The sequence below is a fragment of the Roseburia sp. OM03-7AC genome, assembly GCF_003462625.1.
GTDB lineage: Bacteria > Bacillota > Clostridia > Lachnospirales > Lachnospiraceae > Roseburia_C > Roseburia_C amylophila.
In genome coordinates this window covers 232913-249778 of record NZ_QTZJ01000002.1, presented here as the reverse complement: position 1 = coordinate 249778, position 16866 = coordinate 232913, and the positions used below count along the sequence as shown (strand labels likewise).

General features: G+C 41.2%; 15 protein-coding genes. 6 read left to right on the top strand and 9 right to left on the bottom strand.

The features are described from left to right. Window positions 1-27 precede the first annotated feature (27 nt). Complete coding sequence (gene hpf / locus DXB39_RS07495; RefSeq protein ID WP_117698857.1) at window positions 28-555, bottom strand: ribosome hibernation-promoting factor, HPF/YfiA family; 528 nt, start codon at window positions 553-555, stop codon at window positions 28-30. Between the two features lie 275 nt (window positions 556-830). Here hpf and ymfI point away from each other — a divergent pair, with 275 nt between their 5' ends. Next, the gene (gene ymfI, locus DXB39_RS07490; RefSeq protein ID WP_117841334.1) at window positions 831-1559 is read left to right on the top strand and encodes an elongation factor P 5-aminopentanone reductase; all 729 of its coding nucleotides are present in this window, start codon (window positions 831-833) and stop codon (window positions 1557-1559) included. A 119-nt stretch (window positions 1560-1678) separates the two neighbouring features. Continuing rightward, a complete protein-coding gene (locus tag DXB39_RS07485) occupies window positions 1679-2032 on the top strand; it encodes a helix-turn-helix domain-containing protein (protein ID WP_022244205.1) in 354 nt (117 codons plus the stop codon). On the opposite strand, the gene DXB39_RS07480 is transcribed toward DXB39_RS07485, so the two are convergent. Continuing rightward, window positions 2033-3250: a deoxyguanosinetriphosphate triphosphohydrolase family protein gene (locus DXB39_RS07480; protein WP_117841335.1), complete on the bottom strand. Its 1218-nt coding sequence runs from the start codon at window positions 3248-3250 to the stop codon at window positions 2033-2035. A 31-nt stretch (window positions 3251-3281) separates the two neighbouring features. After that, window positions 3282-4733 (bottom strand): methyl-accepting chemotaxis protein, encoded by a 1452-nt coding sequence (locus DXB39_RS07475; protein ID WP_158565978.1) that lies wholly within the window; start codon window positions 4731-4733, stop codon window positions 3282-3284. A gap of 266 nt (window positions 4734-4999) precedes the next feature. On the opposite strand from DXB39_RS07475, the gene DXB39_RS07470 reads away from it, so the two are divergent. Then, window positions 5000-5599 (top strand): ECF transporter S component, encoded by a 600-nt coding sequence (locus DXB39_RS07470; RefSeq protein ID WP_117841502.1) that lies wholly within the window; start codon window positions 5000-5002, stop codon window positions 5597-5599. Beyond that, on the top strand, window positions 5596-6432 hold the full coding sequence (locus tag DXB39_RS07465; RefSeq protein ID WP_158565977.1) for a pyridoxamine kinase: 837 nt from the start codon (window positions 5596-5598) through the stop codon (window positions 6430-6432). The genes DXB39_RS07470 and DXB39_RS07465 overlap by 4 nt, the downstream gene beginning before the upstream one ends. Before the next feature lie 2 nt (window positions 6433-6434). Here the strand turns inward: DXB39_RS07465 and DXB39_RS07460 are convergent, their stop codons facing one another. The 3 genes from DXB39_RS07460 to DXB39_RS15160 all read right to left on the bottom strand — a co-directional run bounded on the left by DXB39_RS07460 (window position 6435) and on the right by DXB39_RS15160 (window position 8201). After that, a complete protein-coding gene (locus DXB39_RS07460; protein ID WP_117841338.1) occupies window positions 6435-7097 on the bottom strand; it encodes a hypothetical protein in 663 nt (220 codons plus the stop codon). Between the two features lie 90 nt (window positions 7098-7187). Next, window positions 7188-8021 (bottom strand): deoxyribonuclease IV, encoded by an 834-nt coding sequence (locus tag DXB39_RS07455; RefSeq protein ID WP_117841339.1) that lies wholly within the window; start codon window positions 8019-8021, stop codon window positions 7188-7190. A 51-nt stretch (window positions 8022-8072) separates the two neighbouring features. Continuing rightward, window positions 8073-8201, bottom strand: a complete 129-nt coding sequence (locus DXB39_RS15160; RefSeq protein WP_278336363.1) for a hypothetical protein — start codon at window positions 8199-8201, stop codon at window positions 8073-8075. A 695-nt stretch (window positions 8202-8896) separates the two neighbouring features. On the opposite strand from DXB39_RS15160, the gene DXB39_RS07450 reads away from it, so the two are divergent. Then, entirely contained in the window at window positions 8897-9349 is a 453-nt protein-coding gene (locus DXB39_RS07450; protein ID WP_117841340.1) for a metallophosphoesterase family protein, read from the top strand. A gap of 16 nt (window positions 9350-9365) precedes the next feature. Here DXB39_RS07450 and DXB39_RS07445 read toward each other — a convergent pair whose 3' ends face one another. The 3 genes from DXB39_RS07445 to DXB39_RS07435 all read right to left on the bottom strand — a co-directional run bounded on the left by DXB39_RS07445 (window position 9366) and on the right by DXB39_RS07435 (window position 14685). Continuing rightward, window positions 9366-10313 carry a tRNA dihydrouridine synthase gene (locus DXB39_RS07445; RefSeq protein ID WP_117841341.1) on the bottom strand — a complete coding sequence of 316 codons (948 nt, stop codon included), beginning with the start codon at window positions 10311-10313 and terminating at the stop codon, window positions 9366-9368. Between the two features lie 116 nt (window positions 10314-10429). Beyond that, window positions 10430-13096, bottom strand: a complete 2667-nt coding sequence (locus tag DXB39_RS07440; RefSeq protein ID WP_117841342.1) for a hypothetical protein — start codon at window positions 13094-13096, stop codon at window positions 10430-10432. A 23-nt stretch (window positions 13097-13119) separates the two neighbouring features. Beyond that, window positions 13120-14685: an RNA polymerase sigma factor gene (locus tag DXB39_RS07435; protein WP_158565976.1), complete on the bottom strand. Its 1566-nt coding sequence runs from the start codon at window positions 14683-14685 to the stop codon at window positions 13120-13122. Between the two features lie 415 nt (window positions 14686-15100). Between DXB39_RS07435 and DXB39_RS07430 the strand changes: the two genes are divergently transcribed. After that, the gene (locus DXB39_RS07430) at window positions 15101-16747 is read left to right on the top strand and encodes a SulP family inorganic anion transporter (RefSeq protein WP_117841344.1); all 1647 of its coding nucleotides are present in this window, start codon (window positions 15101-15103) and stop codon (window positions 16745-16747) included. Window positions 16748-16866: the final 119 nt, after the last annotated feature.

The following is a 16866-nucleotide window of genomic DNA, read 5'->3' as shown; positions in this document are numbered from 1 at the left end:
CCAGTGATAGTCTTTTTCGTTATATATCTAGAATTCCGGTTCAATCAGGCCGTAGGTGTTACCTTTTCTCTTATATACAACGTTTACATTGTCATCCTCTGCATTTACGAATACAAAGAAATCATGTCCTAATAATTCCATCTGAACACATGCATCTTCCGGATACATTGGTTTCATATCGAATTTCTTGGTACGGATGATTTTAATTTCATCATCTGCTTCCACTTCTTTTTCAATATATTCCTTACGGAAATTGCTGTTGCTCTGCTGTTTTGTAATAATCTTATTCTTATACTTTTTAAGCTGTCTCTCAATAATCTCTTCTACAAGATCAATCGATACATACATATCATTGCTTACCTGCTCTGAACGGATAATGTGTCCAGGTACAGGAATCGTAACCTCGATTTTCTGTCTCTCCTTTTCTACACTCAAAGTTACAAATACGTCTGTGTCCGGAGTAAAGTACTTCTCCAGTTTTCCAATTTTGTCCTCAACTGCTGCCTTAAGACCGTCTGTCAATTCGATGTTTCTTCCTGAAATAGTAATACGCATGATGTCCAACCCCTTTGCCATTTATTTGATACAGACTGATATCATGGTTTTATTATACTATTTTGTACGAATATTTACAAGTTTTTTGTGCAATATTTACTGTATTTTTAGAGAATTTTTCGAATATCTTTCTGAAATCAGGAAATCTGCAGGATTTTTCAAAAGGGATTGCCTGTATTCTAAAATAAGTCTAAAATATAACTGTATTTTTTAACGCTTTCATCTGTGCTATCATTTTTCTAAGGCAGATAAAAACCAGAAAGGATTTGTTTCTTATGAATACTGTTTTAATTACCGGAGCTTCCCGGGGCATCGGTGCTGCTATTGCAGAAGTATTTGCCCGCCACGGTTATCAGCTCATTTTAAATTGCTGTCATTCCGAAACTGCTCTTAAGGCTTTGTCTGATGAACTTTCGGACAAATATCATGTCACGGTTCTTCCGGTTATCGGAGATGTCAGTGATCCGGATTTTGTTGCCAATATGTTTGCCATGATTCACCAGCAGTCCCTTTCGGTTGATGTTCTGATCAACAATGCCGGAATCTCCCACATCGGTCTGTTGCAGGATATGACTTATGAACAATGGCAGCACGTTATAAACACCAATCTTTCTTCTGTTTTTTCCTGCTGCAAATATGCTCTGCCAGATATGCTGCACAAAAAATCAGGCCGGATTCTTAACATTTCTTCTGTCTGGGGAAATGTAGGTGCCTCCTGTGAGGTTGCTTATTCCGCCAGCAAGGGAGCTGTTAATTCCTTTACAAAGGCACTTGCCAAAGAGGTTGCACCCAGTGGAATCTCTGTCAATGCCATTGCCTGCGGCACCATTGATACTTCCATGAACGCCTGTTTTTCTGCCGAAGAGCGTGCTGACTTAGAATCCGAAATTCCCTGCGGCAGATATGGTACACCTGTGGAAACAGCTGAACTTGCTTATGCTATCGTATCACAAAGTCCATATCTCACCGGTCAGATTATTACCTTAGATGGTGGTTGGTGCTAATTTACATATGTGAATAGTTTGTGCTCCGTTGATATAATTTATCTTTCGTTTATTTTTGTCACTGGTTTTTTAACATGTTTTAAAATAGAGGTATTATTTACGAAAGATGAGGTTTGTATATGAATATCGGTTCTAAGTTACGATACCTGATTGAAGAAGCTAACATTACCCAGCGGCAGCTTGCAGATGCACTACATATCTCTCCCTCTGCTCTGAATGGATATATCAATCAGGGGAAAGAACCTGACTATGCAACCTTAGTAAGAATAGCCGACTATTTTCATACTTCCACCGACTATCTGCTCGGTCACAGTAACATCCGCAATGCCAGTCTGACGCATCTCAACAGCTGTGAGGGTGAACTGCTAAGTATCTATCATACTCTTTCCAGTTATAACCAGCAGCTTTTCTTAGAAGAATTGAAGGCTGTTGACCGGATGGTTTCCCGGGCAACAGCCTCGCCATTAAAATAGTTAATCTTCATCAAAGTAGCCGATGTATTTTACATCATGCTTTCCTTTCGGGAACATTTCATGGTACAAATCTACAAAATAGTCATCCGTCATGCTTGCGATGTAATCCACCACAAGCTGGTTCGGTTCTGTCTCCATGTATTGTTCCTTCGAAAAGGTTCTGCTGAACCGATTGTTTTCTGCCACATATGCAATATGGTGGCGGTAGAGCCAGGATTTTTCATTCTTATCCTTTGCATCTTTCAATAACTGATAGTACATCTCTTCAAACATCGGATTCAGATTTTCCCGGATGACTTTTTCGATTTTCTCATTGTGATAGATATACTCATAATTTTCAGTCTTTGCAAGCTTCAACTGTTGAAAATATGCTTCATCCATGGAAAGATATGGTTTTCCATAGCTGTTTTCAATGATGTTAACTACCATATTATTGATGATTTCCGCATTGCTGCTGCCTATAGTATCTCCGTTAAAACCTCTGTCATCCGGCAGAAGATGCAGGCGTACAGCATCCTGTCTGTCCTTGCCAAGATAGGCTATAATATCACAAATCCGCATTACACAGGCTTCCAGTGTTCCCGGCACAAGATGTTTAATTCCATCTTCCTTCTGATAGCACATTTCTACTTCTGTATCCAGATCTGCAAAGGTCTTCGCCTTTTTCGGCTGATACTCCTGCTGCTCCATTTCTCCATTATGGCATAGGACTCCATCCAGAGTCTGCAGGCTGATATTTCTCTGTCCCAGTACATCCAGTACACGCACACTGTGCACATTATGGTTAAAATATCGTCCCGTCTCTCCCCGCAAAAGTGCACTTAAAATTCTCTCACCAGCATGTCCGAATGGTGCATGTCCGATGTCATGCCCCAGGGAAATTGCTTCTATTAAATCCTGATTGAGATTTAATACATTTCCAATATTCCTTGCAATCCTTGAAACGAGCTGCACATGCTGCGCCCGTCTTGAAATGTCATCATTTCTGTAAAGGGAAAATACCTGCGTCTTGTCTCCATAACGGTTATAATAAGGCAGATGCATGATTTTCTCAATGTCCCGGACAAAGGGAGGCCTCCAGAGATTCGCCCTGTCATGATTCATCTCCCGGCGCAAAACCTGTTCTTCGGAAAAAGCATATGGATTTGCCCTATGCTCTTTTCTGTCTTCTATGATCCTTTGTTGTAATTTTTCTGAAAGATTATGATATGCTCCCATTTTCTGCTCCCTGCTCATATAATAAATATCTTTACTGCTGAAGCTGATGCGTCAGTTCAATTAAATTTTCAGTCTCTGCCATCAGATGTTCTACGCTCTTCTGGTTCTTCTCGCAGGTTGTCAGTGTACTATTTGTATGAGCTGCTACTTCTTCTGAAATAGCGGAAATTGTCTGGATACTATCCATGATACCTGCATTGGCACTTTCTAATTCTTTCACAATACCGGACAATGCATCCGACTGGCTCTGTACACGGTCCGAATTATCCTCTATTGTACGGAAGCTGCCGGCAGTTTCATTGACTGTTACATTCTGATGTTCAACCTGTGAAATCATGCTTTCGATGATGGTCACTACTTTTTCCAGTTCTTCCGATACATTTCTTATCAGTTCTTCAATACTGACCGTTGCTTCCTGTGTCTGGGTTGCCAGACCGGAAATCTCAGATGCTACTACAGCAAAACCTCTTCCTGCTTCACCGGCACGGGCTGCTTCAATTGACGCATTTAATGAAAGCAGGCTGGTTTCTGAAGTAATATTATTGATAATCTCAATGATGGAATACATTTTATCCATATACTCTTTTAAAGAAGTAAGTTCTGCTGCCACCTGACTGTTCGTCTGCTCAGTCACACTCACCTGCGATACCAGCTGTTCAATATTTTTCTTACCCGCGTTCAATGCTTCTGCTGTAACTGTCATGCTCTCAGCAATGCTGTCAGAAGCCTGGGTTACCTGCATTACTTTTTCCTGGATTGCTTCTGTCTGGCTTAACTGATTCTGCACCGCCTCCGCTGTATCTGTTGTTCCACCGGTCAACTCTTCCATTGCATTTCTGGTATCGCTGACACCACTGCCAAGTAATTCTACTTCATCAGACATTCCATTAATTTTCTTTGTCATGGCATCAGATACTTCTAAAATTTTCTGAAGCATGGTATCAGACTGTCCCTTTGCCTGATTCATTTCACCCAGCCGTGATAAAAACGATTTCTGTAAAACAGCAGAACTGCAATAAGAAAATGCTGTTGTCAAAATCAGTATAATAATCTCTGTTCCATAGAAAGTAGGTCCCTCACCTTGGCCTTTCATGGTATGTACTACAATAGAAATAAGATTTACGATAGTTGCTCCAATTCCAAGTTCCAATGCATATTTCGAATCTGAAAATACAGAAATCAAAATAAACATCGGTATTACATATACAAAAACCAACTGATTGCCGGCACCTATCAGTGCCACCGTATAATATACTGCAAATCCAATCCCCAAAAGATGCTTGATTGCTTTTGTCTCCTGGTCTTTCCTATAGCAAATCCATTCTGCCACCACCGGTCCAAGTGCCAGCACAATAAGCACCGCCACATAAACTACATTCTTGGAAGTTCCGAAATTTTCCAAAAAATTAACCAGTGCCAATAAGATTCCCATAATTGTATGCCCTGTCATTGCAGTCTTATTTACTCTTCCTTGTTCTGTCAATTCTTTCATCCTCCCATATATAAACTGTATTTTTTGAACTTTACCAGCAATTTTATTATACCTTTCTCTACATAAATTGAAAAGGCTTTTATTTATACGCCTTACCATATGCCTTTCCCTTGGACTCTTTTATTATTACGTTCATAAAAAACTTGCTCTTCATCTTTAAACTGGCATGGTCATTTTTATCAAAATTGGATGTTTTTATAATGCCATTTCTGTTTTATGATAAACCGCAACAAAGAAAAAGAAAAGAGGACTTTATGATGAAAAACGAAAGAATCTACAAACTTGTACTGACTGCTCTTATGGCAGCACTTTCCTATGTGGTATTCACATTCTTACAGATTAAAATCGCACTTCCTGGCGGAGATGCCACATCTATCCACCTTGGGAACGCGGTATGTGTATTAGGTGCATTATTGTTAGGCGGTGTTTATGGTGGAATTGGCGGTGCCATCGGTATGACAATCGGCGACCTTTTAGACCCGATTTACATTGTATACGCACCAAAGACTTTTATCTTAAAATTCTGCATCGGTCTGATTACCGGTCTGGTTGCACACAAAATCGGTAAAATTTCCACTTCCAAAGATAGCAGGCACGTTTTCAAATGGGTTGTTATCGCAAGTATCTGCGGACTGTTATTCAACGTTGTTTTTGACCCACTGTTCGGCTACTTCTACAAACTGGTTATCTTAGGAAAACCGGCAGCAGAAGTTACACTTTCTATTAACATTGCAGCAACCAGCATTAATGCAGTATTATCCGTTATCGTAGCAACTGCTGTATACATGGCACTGCGTCCGGTACTGGCAAAATCTAATATGCTGCCACGTCTTGGAAAGGAAAGCGCATGCGCATGAAATTAAATACTTTACCACCAAAACTTCTGATTATCAATGATATATCCGGTGTGGGACGCTGCTCCATGAGCGTGTCCCTCCCGGTGGTAAGTGCATGTAAGGTACAGGGAATCCCTGTGCCTACTTCTGTTTTCAGCAATCATACCGGTTTCCCTACCCACTTGAAAATTGATTTAACCGGACAGCTTAAGGATTATTTTGCTGCACTGAATATTCTTTCCATGAACTGGGACGGCATCTACTGCGGCTACCTTGGTGCAAAAGAACAGCTTCATGCCATTTCCGATTACTATGATTCTCTCACCGAAAAACCTCTTTTTATTATAGACCCGGTAATGGGTGACCATGGCAGAGCCTATCAGCATATTACGCCGGAATTCTGCAATCACATGAAAGACTTTGTATCCCGGGGTGATATTATCACACCAAATCTGACGGAAGCCTGCCTTTTAACAGATACGCCTTATCCGGAGCATGACTGCACCGATTCGGAGCTTTCTGCCATTTCCCAAAAGCTTCATGCACTGGGTGTGAAAAAATGTATTATTACCGGCTGTCCAAAAGGCGACACTTTCCTTAACTATATTTCCGATAGCAGCGGAAATGTGGATACTGTTTCCACGAAAAAAGCCGGTCCGGGGTATCCCGGAACCGGCGACATCTTCGTCAGTATTGTATCTGCACTTACCTTACGGGGCTTCTCCTTACAAGAATGTACCACACAGGCAGCTCATTTTATTGCTTCCTGTATTTCCTATTCGCAGTCACTTTCGGATGATACTTTGCAGGGTGTTATTTTTGAACCGCTTCTTTCTGACTTAGTGACACTTTAATCTCAAGAAAGAGAGTCTAAGTAACTGCCTATCAGATTTGCCATCTGGACATATTCTGCGGATGTACCACCTGCTGTATAGTTGGCACAACTGTCCACATACTGGTCAGCCGCAGCATTTGCTCCGATGTAAATGCTTTTATCAGCAACTTTTCCTGCAACGGAATTTTCTCCCTGGAACAGGTCTTTTAATTCCTTCTTATCTGCATTTTTCAGAGTTTCCTCATCTATTACAAGTTTTCCATTACTGTCTACGGTAATACCGACCTTCTGTAACGCTTCACTCTGACCGGAAATAATGCTTTTTAATTCCTTGCTGTAATTTGCAGATTTGTCTGTATCAAGGTCTGACAGGCTTTCTAAGAGACTGTTATAATCTCCGGTAAAACGCTCTATCAGTGAAATCAAATCGGAATAATCTCCGCTTTCTTCTGCCTTGGCAAAAACGGAATCCTCTCCTGTTTCACTTAATACTGCTGCACTTGCTTTGAGTGAGGATGCAGACTTCTTGACACTGTCATATTCTTCACTCTTTTTCCCGGTTGTCTTGCTGCTCTTCTCTGTCTCACTGCTCTTTTTTAACAGGTCCACCACTTTTGTATCATTGTCTGTGTCCGTATTCAGTGAACTCATCAAAAGGCTGTTATTTCCTGTTACACGAATCATGTTTCTCCTCCTAATTTTAAGACAAAATTGCCTCCATGCCGTCTTATACCTGATATATCGTTCTTTTTTCCGAAAAACTTAACCTTTAAACTAATCCTTTCTTGCCGCTTTTAACATGGCAATCTCTCTGGCATAGCCTTCTAAATCATTCGGTGTTTCAAGGTAAAACGGCAGTTTTTTCAATGCCGGATGGTTGATTATCCGCACAATGGCATCCATGGTCAGATTGCCTGCGCCCAGACATTCATGACGGTCTTTATGGCTGCCCAGTACATTTTTCGAATCATTCAAATGAATGGCACACAGTTTATCCAGTCCGATAATGCGGTCAAATTCTTCTAATACTTCCTCTAAATGTCCGCTGATATCATAGCCACCATCAAAAACATGGCAGGTATCCAGACAGACTCCCATTTTCTCCGGATATTTTACCCGGCTTAAAATCTCCTGCAGTTCTTCAAAGTTTCTTCCTACTTCTGTTCCTTTTCCAGCCATGGTCTCAAGCAGCACTGTTGTTTTCTGCTCCTGCCACATGATTTCATTTAAGACTCCTGCAATCTTTTCAATTCCAACTTCCGCTCCCTGCTGCACATGGCTGCCAGGATGAAAATTATATTTGCAGTCCGGTATCTCCTCTAAACGCCGCAAATCATCCGCCATGATTTCTCTGGCAAACTCCTGTACCCGCTCATCTTTGCCGCAGGCATTTATTGTATAGGGTGCATGGGCAAGAATCTGCCCGATGCCATGCTCCGCAGCATACTGCTGATATGCAGCTATATCTTTCACATCTAAATCCTTTGCTTTGCCGCCTCTTGGATTTCTGGTAAAAAACTGAAATGTATTGGCTCCGATTTCCTCTGCCTGCTTTGCCATAGCAAGGAAGCCTTTTGATGATGATAAATGGCAACCGATTCGAAACATATTTTTCTCCTTTTCCTTTTCCTACGTTCACTTAATGTTACGTCATAATAACTATTCTATCTTTTTCATCCGTGTCAGCCCGTCCATTGAAGTCAGATGCGATACAACGTCTGCAAGTGGTACTATGAATTTTGTTCTGCTTATTGGCTTTTCCGGCAACCGGTGCATATTCGCATCCATGCTCAGATGCACCTCGCTGACACATCCCTGTGCCAGCGTTGCCAGACTTTCTCCAAAATTCCAAGTGCCACTAACAGACTTTTGTTATGCATCTTCCTTCAATGGACCGGCTGGCACAGGTTCCAAAAATTATAATCCTTATAATGACTCTAAAAATTCTAATTATCCCGTGGTTCGGTGATTGGGAAATGGGAAAACTGTCTTTCCGTTGCTTTGACCAAAAGCACTGCATCGTCCGTCGGAGACGGATGCCAGATGATGCTTGAAAGGGGCACTAAGAATTTCGGCATGATTATATATATATTGTCCGGCAACCGGTGCATATTCGCATCCATGCTCAAATGCACCTCGCTGGCACGTCCCTGTGCCAGCGTTGCCTATTACCAGACGAAATTCCAAGTGCCCCTAGCAAGCATCATAAGGTATCCGCGTTCCGGCGAACAATACAGTGTTTTTTGTCAAACATTGGAAAGACTGTTCTTATCGTCAAAAGAAAAACTTGTGTCTTAGAACTACGGCATTTTAAAGTAAATCAAATTCTCTTTCTATTCCAATGATTTATCGATGTCTTTTCCCCTCTCCCAATCACCGGACACTTGTTATTTCATTATAACCGTTATAAAATGAAAAAGTAACCCCAAACCAGTAATCCCGCCCTCGCAATTTAATAGGACACATACAAAAAGGTACATTTTATGAAAATTGGAATTTTATCAGATACACATGGTGTATTAAAGGATACATTTTTAGACGAGCTGCAAAGCTGTGATTATCTTCTGCACGCAGGAGATATTGGAAGTCTCAAATGTTATGAGACTTTAAAAGATCTGCATGTTCCGCTTTATATCATCAAGGGGAACTGCGACAAAGGCGAATGGACGAAATATCTGCCGGAGACTCTGGCAGCACCCATTGGTGGGAAGATTTTCTATCTCATCCATAAGAAAAGCGATTTGCCTTATCCACAACCTGAAGCAGATTTTATTATTACCGGGCATACCCACCATTATGAAGTAAGTAAAAGAGGAACCACTACTTTCATCAATCCGGGCAGTGCCGGTCGAAGCCGCAGTGGTTCCTCCTGTACTATCGCTATTCTGACTTTGGATGGAGACGAATTTTCGGTTTTGCCCATTTATGCAGAATAGTATTTGACTCTTCCGGTTACTTTCCAGCACCGGTTGAAAATATTGCTGAAACAGCAGCCTGGTATTCTATCAGGCTGTTTGCTTTCTTTATCTTCTTCAACGTTTTTTCAATTCCGGTAAACTGTGTGCCAAGATAAAACCACAATTCTTTCATTTTAAACAGGACATTTTTCTCCCCGGACATTTCTTTCTGATAGCCGGCAACCAGCTTATTGTGAAATGTATAAAGCCGCTTTAATTCAACAGCCCTATCTATTGTGCTGCCGGAGCGGATTTTCTCTATGAGTGCCGGGTCTCTTATAACACCACGCCCTAACATAATGGCATCTATCGTTGGAAAACGTTCTGTAAACCGCTCATAATCTTCCACTGTAAAAATATCTCCATTGTAAACCAGCGGATTCCTGCTGTACTCCAGTGCATACTCTACCATCGTCCAATCCGGCTTATTTTTATAATAATCTTCTCTGACACGGGGATGTAAAATCAGCTCCTTTATTGGGAAACGATTGTATATTTTTAAAATGCCTTCAAATTCATCCGGATATTCCATGCCAAGTCTTGTCTTAATGGAAATCTCTGCATCCGTCTTTTCAAACATTTCATCCAGGAAATGAAGCAAGGCTCTTTCATCATCTAAAAGCCCGGCACCTCTTCCCTTCGATACTACCGTTCCGGAAGGGCATCCGGCGTTGATATTAATTTCCTGATATCCAAATACTTTCAGTTCTTCTGCGATTGCTGCCACATCTTCTCCGCTCTTTGACAGCACCTGTGGCACGGTATACATTCCGGTATTATGTTCCGGGCTTAAATCATTTCTTTCTCTGGCATTGAAGCTTCGCTTCGTATGTGGAGCTAAAAATGGTGTAAAATATTTGTCGGCATCTTCATAGCATGCATGGTAAGCCTGCCGGTATACATATCCTGTAATTCCCTCTAAGGGAGCTAAATATAGTTTCATTGGTACATCCTGTTTTTTATTTCATTTCTCAATTCTGTTTTCATATTCTGCTTTTTATCTTACTGCAAACTTCTTAAACTCTTTCCACATCTTCATTCTCCTTTGTTCCTGGCACACTATTTAGCAGTTCTTCCTTCTGCTTTTCCATTGGACATATAATGCATATAGTAACTCTTCAAATCATTTCCAAAGGCACTTCTTAAATCAGAATAATTCCGTTTATATACATTTACATCAAATTCTTCGGAAGCCCTTCTGCCTTCTGACATTCCATAATTTACAAAATGTGCCAATACAGCTATATCATCATCCCCAAAAGCTGCCTTTATATCAGAATACTTCTTGGTGTAGTAATTATAGTCATATACTGCACTGTAATCTACTCCGTTGTATACGGTAGTTGCTCCCTGCAACGTCTTACATCCGGTTCCCTGACGACCTTCCTTTTTACCATTTGTTATATAATGCATATAATAGCTCTTTAAGTTATTTCCAAATGCTGCCCGTAAATCTGCATACTGGTTACGATAGGAATTTACATCAAAGATCTCTTTTCCCTGGCGTCCTTCTGCCATTCCATAGTTTACAAAGTGGGAAAGAACAGCTACATCATCATTTCCAAAGGCTTTCTTAATATCAGAATACTTCTTGGTGTAGTAATTATAGTCATATACTGCACTGTAATCTATTCCATTGTATACGGTAGCTGCTCCCTGCAACGTCTTACATCCGGTTCCCTGACGACCTTCCTTTTTACCATTTGTTATATAATGCATATAATAGCTCTTTAAGTTATTTCCAAATGCTGCCCGTAAATCTGCATACTGGTTACGGTAGGAATTTACATCAAAGGTCTCTTTTCCCTGGCGTCCTTCTGTCATTCCATTGTTTACAAAGTGGGAAAGAACGGCTACATCATCATTTCCAAATGCTTTCTTAATATCAGAATACTTCTTGGTGTAGTAATTATAATCATATACTGCACTGTAATCTACTCCATTATATACAGTAGCTGCTCCCTGCAATGTCTTACACCCAGTTCCCTGACGACCTTCTGCCCGTCCACTATTGATATAGTGCATATAATAAGACTTCAAATCATTGCCAAAAGCTGCTCGTAAATCTGCATACTGATTGCGATAGGAATTTACATCAAAGGTTTCTTTTCCCTGACGGCCTTCTGCCATTCCATAGTTACGGAAATGATAAAATGCCATCCATAAATCTGTTCCGACGGCTGCTTTTACATCCGGGTATTTATTTACATAATAGCTGCCATCAAATACCGCAGTATAATCTACACCGCCTATCTCCCAGATGCCATTTTCTGTATTTTCCTCATCCTTTGCCTTTTCTTTGGCTATATAAAATCCGTTTATCAGCAGATTTCCACTTGCATCATATACACTATAAGATATACTATCTGACCCTGAAATCTCTCCAAGAGACTGTACGGTAACCTGATTTTCATCAGATGCAGGAATCTTTAAGTTTCCATTGGAACCTTGTGCCGACCACTCTACTCTTGCAACATCACTGCTTTTTTCTGTTACCTTTAATGTTGTGCTCTTATTTTTGGTCATTAATAATTTCGGGCTGTCCAGAGTAAATTTCGGCAGACTCTGTATCACTACATTTCCGGATGCATCCACTGCCATCTTCGGCTGCACGCCCTGACTGGAATACTGATCCCCCTTTGCATGGACGTATTCTCTTCTTGCCTCTATATATAAGTGTGAAACATCTGCATCCGGTGCATAAACCACTTTGTCCCCTTCTTTTACACCGAGATTTTTGGTAACTTCCACATTAGTTCCGGAAAGATAAATATCATCCATGATAGATACCTGCCAGCTCTTACCTGCCAGTCCCTTTTCAATCCGGACATCACAGTATGGCATTACCATATTTTCGGTATTATAAGTAATTCCATCTGCCTCAAGATTTTTTATTGTAAGATTACCGGTTCCAGGATTTCCATTACTGTCATAAGCAAAACTCTTCGTGGTAAGTGAAAAACGATACGTCCATGAATTTACTTTATCATTGCCATATGCATGGTCAATTGTAATTCTTCCATTTCCGTTGGTACGGAAATCAATATTCGGAGTCTGGCTCGCTACAGTTTGGTTCTGTGTCCAGTTTACAATATGTGAATCAGCCTCTCCCGGGGTCCATAATGTCATTTCATCTTCCTGCGTTACATTTGGCATATGGAATGTTCCCAGCATCTGGCAGTCACTCTTAATATCCACAGTACCTGTTCCATTACTGATAAAATCAAGATAATAAGCATAATTATAGTCATAGTCGAAAATAAAACCCAGTACTGTTTTATAGCCATGTGTTCCATCTACCGTAAATTTATAATTCTGCACATCAATGGTTGCGCAAATCATTCTTTTTTCCTTCGGTTCCGGCAAAATAGTCAGCCAGTCCTTGACGGTAACATTACTGTTTAATGTTGTGGTTCCCTCCGGAAGTATTAACTGTGCATTATTTTGTCCACCATTAATCGTAATGGATTTTACCTTCGGCCAGCTTGTTCTTGCTACTACATGCTGTCCTTTTAAATTCACAGAATATTTTGCAGTTGAATCTGTCATTGCATTAAATGCTTCATCCATTGTGGCATAGGACTGTACTTTGGTTCCATTCTTATAAAGTATTGCACTTGCATCAGCTGCAGATACCGATTTTACATTTCCAAATATCAGAAATGTAAAACATACTGCCAGAAACATGCACAACCGTAATGTTGTTTTTCTAATTGTGTCTTTCATCTTCATTCTCCTCTCGTTTTTCTTTAATAATATTCTGCTGTTTTATCCTTCACAGCATCCCTGTTTTCCAGTGCCTTCTCTACCGTCCGGTAATAAACAATATTTTTTCGGCCGGTATTATTTCTGTCTGTTCCCAAATAAGTATCTTCTGCTACAAGACTCGCTCTTGAGGCATCAAAGGAATAGGATTCCAATGCGGTGTCTCCGCTTCCCAAGATATCTCCCAACAGAAGCTGCCGCTCCGGGATATAAGATAAATAATATCCAAACTCCATATAACCAGATATCAATGCTCCATTGCTGCTATTTTCATTAATGGCATTGTCCACCGGCTGGACGGTCTCTGTCGTTTTGTCATAGTAATAAATCTTGACTTCATACAGATATTCATTGGTACAGCCTGCTCCATCTGTAGAATATGTTATGCTATTGCTTTCTGCCGTAAATACATCCGGCTGTTCAATAAGAAGTGGAATATCATAAGTTGCAACATCTATCACTGCATAGCCATTATCAACAGAATTCTGACTCTCTGCAAATGCAAGATAAGCATCCTGCCAGATTTTGTCCTCATCAGCTTCTGTCTCTGTTTCTGCTTCCGTTTCTGTTTCCGCCTCAGTCTCGGTTTCTATCTCTACGACCGGTTCTTCTATTTTTTCTTCTATGGTATCTGCAGCCACCGGTTTCTCCGGCTGTCTGCTGGCAAGACTTACCACTGCTGTTGTTACACCGGCTGTAACCACAATTCCTGCAATCACTCCGGCAATAATTTTTCCAACTGCAACGGATGAAGTCTTAGCTGCTGCCGATGCTGCAGTACCCATTCCTGCACCACTTCCAACACCGGTTCCACTTCCTGCGCCTGCGCCATTTCCAACTCCAGCTCCGTGAAAGGTAGCTATGCCTGCTGCCTGCAGAATATTCTGCAATGGGATCTGAAATACACCAGCTGAATAGGTATCCCGAAGCAGGAAGTATAAGAAGAATGGGAATGGTGTAATGCCATAAAGTTTGGTTCCTTTTCTTTCTAATTCCAATACCTTTTCTTCGATATTCTTACGTCCGTATTTTAACCGGCTCTTTACGGTATTTTCCGAAACACCGGTTACTTCTGCAATGTTCTTTACCGACATCTGCTCAATATAGAACATCATCACGCACATTCTCTGCTCGTCTGATAAACCGGCTATCATTTCCTGCACCAGACGGCTGGTTTCTTCTCTGTCCATTGCCAGCTCCGGTCTGTTTTCCACCCGTTCATCCACAAGAAGTTCTTCCATGCTGACTTCTTCGGAATCCTCTGTCTGCATCTGCGAAAACAGCACTACCTTCTTTTTCCGCAACTCATCCAATGCCTTACTGGCTACGATTTTTGAAAACCATCCCGGAAATTTATCCGGTTCCTGAAGCTGGTCCAGATTCTGAAATGCCTTGATATATGCATCCTGCAATACATCTGCAGCCTCTTCCTCCTGTTTCATATATTTTAAAGCCACATAATAGCTCTTCTGATAAGTCTGCTGATACAGAAAATTATATCCTTCTTCCCGGTCTTCCATTGCAAGACCTACCGCATCTTTCCATGTCATATAAATTACTCCTCTTTCGTTCATTTTCGTCTTAATCCTTTCATTATATTGTAGAACAGCCTTCTTACCTTTTGCAATGTAAACTTCTGTTTTTTGATATCCTCTTTTGCCATCGTTATAAAAGTTTCCATCTCATGCATTGCTCTTCCTCCTTTCACTTACTAGACGGATGAAAAATGGATGAGGTTTTAAAATTTCCAAAAAATTTTATTTTTTTCAAATTTGTTGACCAAATGGCTGAAAATTGGATTTTGTCATTGAAATAAGACTATAAGAGTGCTAAACTTTTGAATTGCGTGTTTAGTGGGGGAAGGTGAAGTTTTCGCTGTATTCTGGAATATCTGCGCAGATATCCTGACAAAACAGAAATTTCATCTTCCACCATAAACAAAGAAACAAATGAGGAGATTTTATTATGAACGAACTACGTCCAAAGCTCTTTGATGTCATAAAGGGCTACACGAAGGAGCAGCTGATGAAGGATATCATTTCCGGTATCATTGTTGCCATCATCGCTCTGCCACTATCGATTGCCCTTGCGATTGCATCCGGTGTTGGTCCGGAACAGGGGCTTTATACTGCAATTATCGCAGGATTTTTTATTTCATTCTTTGGCGGAAGCCGTGTACAGATTGGCGGTCCGACTGCCGCTTTCGTTGTTATCATCTATGGCATCGTTGCAGAGTATGGAACCAACGGTCTGATTGTTGCTACCATTCTTGCCGGTATTATCTTAGTGATTATGGGAATCTGCCGTTTTGGCTCCCTGATTAAATACATTCCCTATACCATTACCACCGGATTTACCTGTGGAATCGCAGTTACTTTATTTGTAGGACAGTTAAAGGATTTCTTCGGTATGGATATTGCCTCTGTTCCTTCTGAATTCTTAGATAAAGTAATTGTATATGCCAAAAATATCCGATCCATCAACCTGACTGCAACCCTGATTGGCATTGCGGCTGTTGCAATTATGCTGCTCTGGCCGAAGGTTACCGATAAGATTCCGGGGTCTCTGATTGCGATTATCGTAACAACAGCAGTGGTTTATTTTGCCAAGCTTCCGGTCAATACCATCGGAAGTGTTTACGGGGAATTAAATTCTGCATTTCCAGGTTTTCATGTTCCATCCCTTTCCATGAAGCTGGTACAGGAAATGTTGTCCCCGGCATTTACCATTGCAATCTTAGCTGGAATTGAGTCCTTACTGTCTGCTGTTGTTTCCGATGGTATGATTGGCGATACCCATAAATCCAATGCTGAGTTAGTGGGACAGGGGCTTGGAAATATTTTCTCCGGTCTCTTCGGCGGAATTCCTGCCACCGGAGCCATTGCCAGAACTGCTGCCAATGTCCGAAACGGTGGACGTACTCCGATTGCCGGAATCACCCACTGCATCACTTTAACCATTATTCTTCTGGTGCTGATGCCGCTGGCTGCACTGATTCCTATGACAACACTGGCTGCCGTACTTTTAGTAGTTGCCGCTAACATGGCAGACTGGTCCTCTTTCTTCCGCCTTTGTAAGATGGCACCTAAGAGTGACATCATCGTTCTGGTTGCAACCTTTTTCTTAACGGTATTTTTCGATCTTGTGGTTGCCATCGAAATCGGTGTTGTATTAGCAGCTCTGCTCTTTATGAAACGTATGGCAGAAACAGCTGATATCAAAGCATGGAAATACACAGATTCTCCTGACATTACACCGGGTGAAGCGGAAAAACTGCGTGACATCCCGCATTCCATCAGTGTTTTTGAAATCTGCGGTCCGATGTTTTTCGCCGCAGCAGACCAGATTCTTAATATCAACAGTAACCATCATACGAAGGTTGTTGTCATCCGTATGCGTAGCGTTCCTGCCATTGATGCCAGCGCAATGCGTTCTCTCCATGAGCTTGCCAACCGTGCAAAACGCAAAAATATCACGCTGGTATTCTCCCATGTCAATGAGCAGCCAATGCGCGTGATGGAAAAAGATGGTTTTATTGGATTAGTTGGAAAAGAAAATTTCCATCACAATATTGTGGATGCACTGGATTATGCAGAAGCACTGGTAAAATAAAATTTGAGAATAAAGAATGTGCCCTGGCACATTCTCGCGCCTGCGGCGGTCGCTTGCGACATCTACCTTATACGCCGCAGTGTGCATCCTCGCGGAGCATTTATACTTTACAGGAAAGC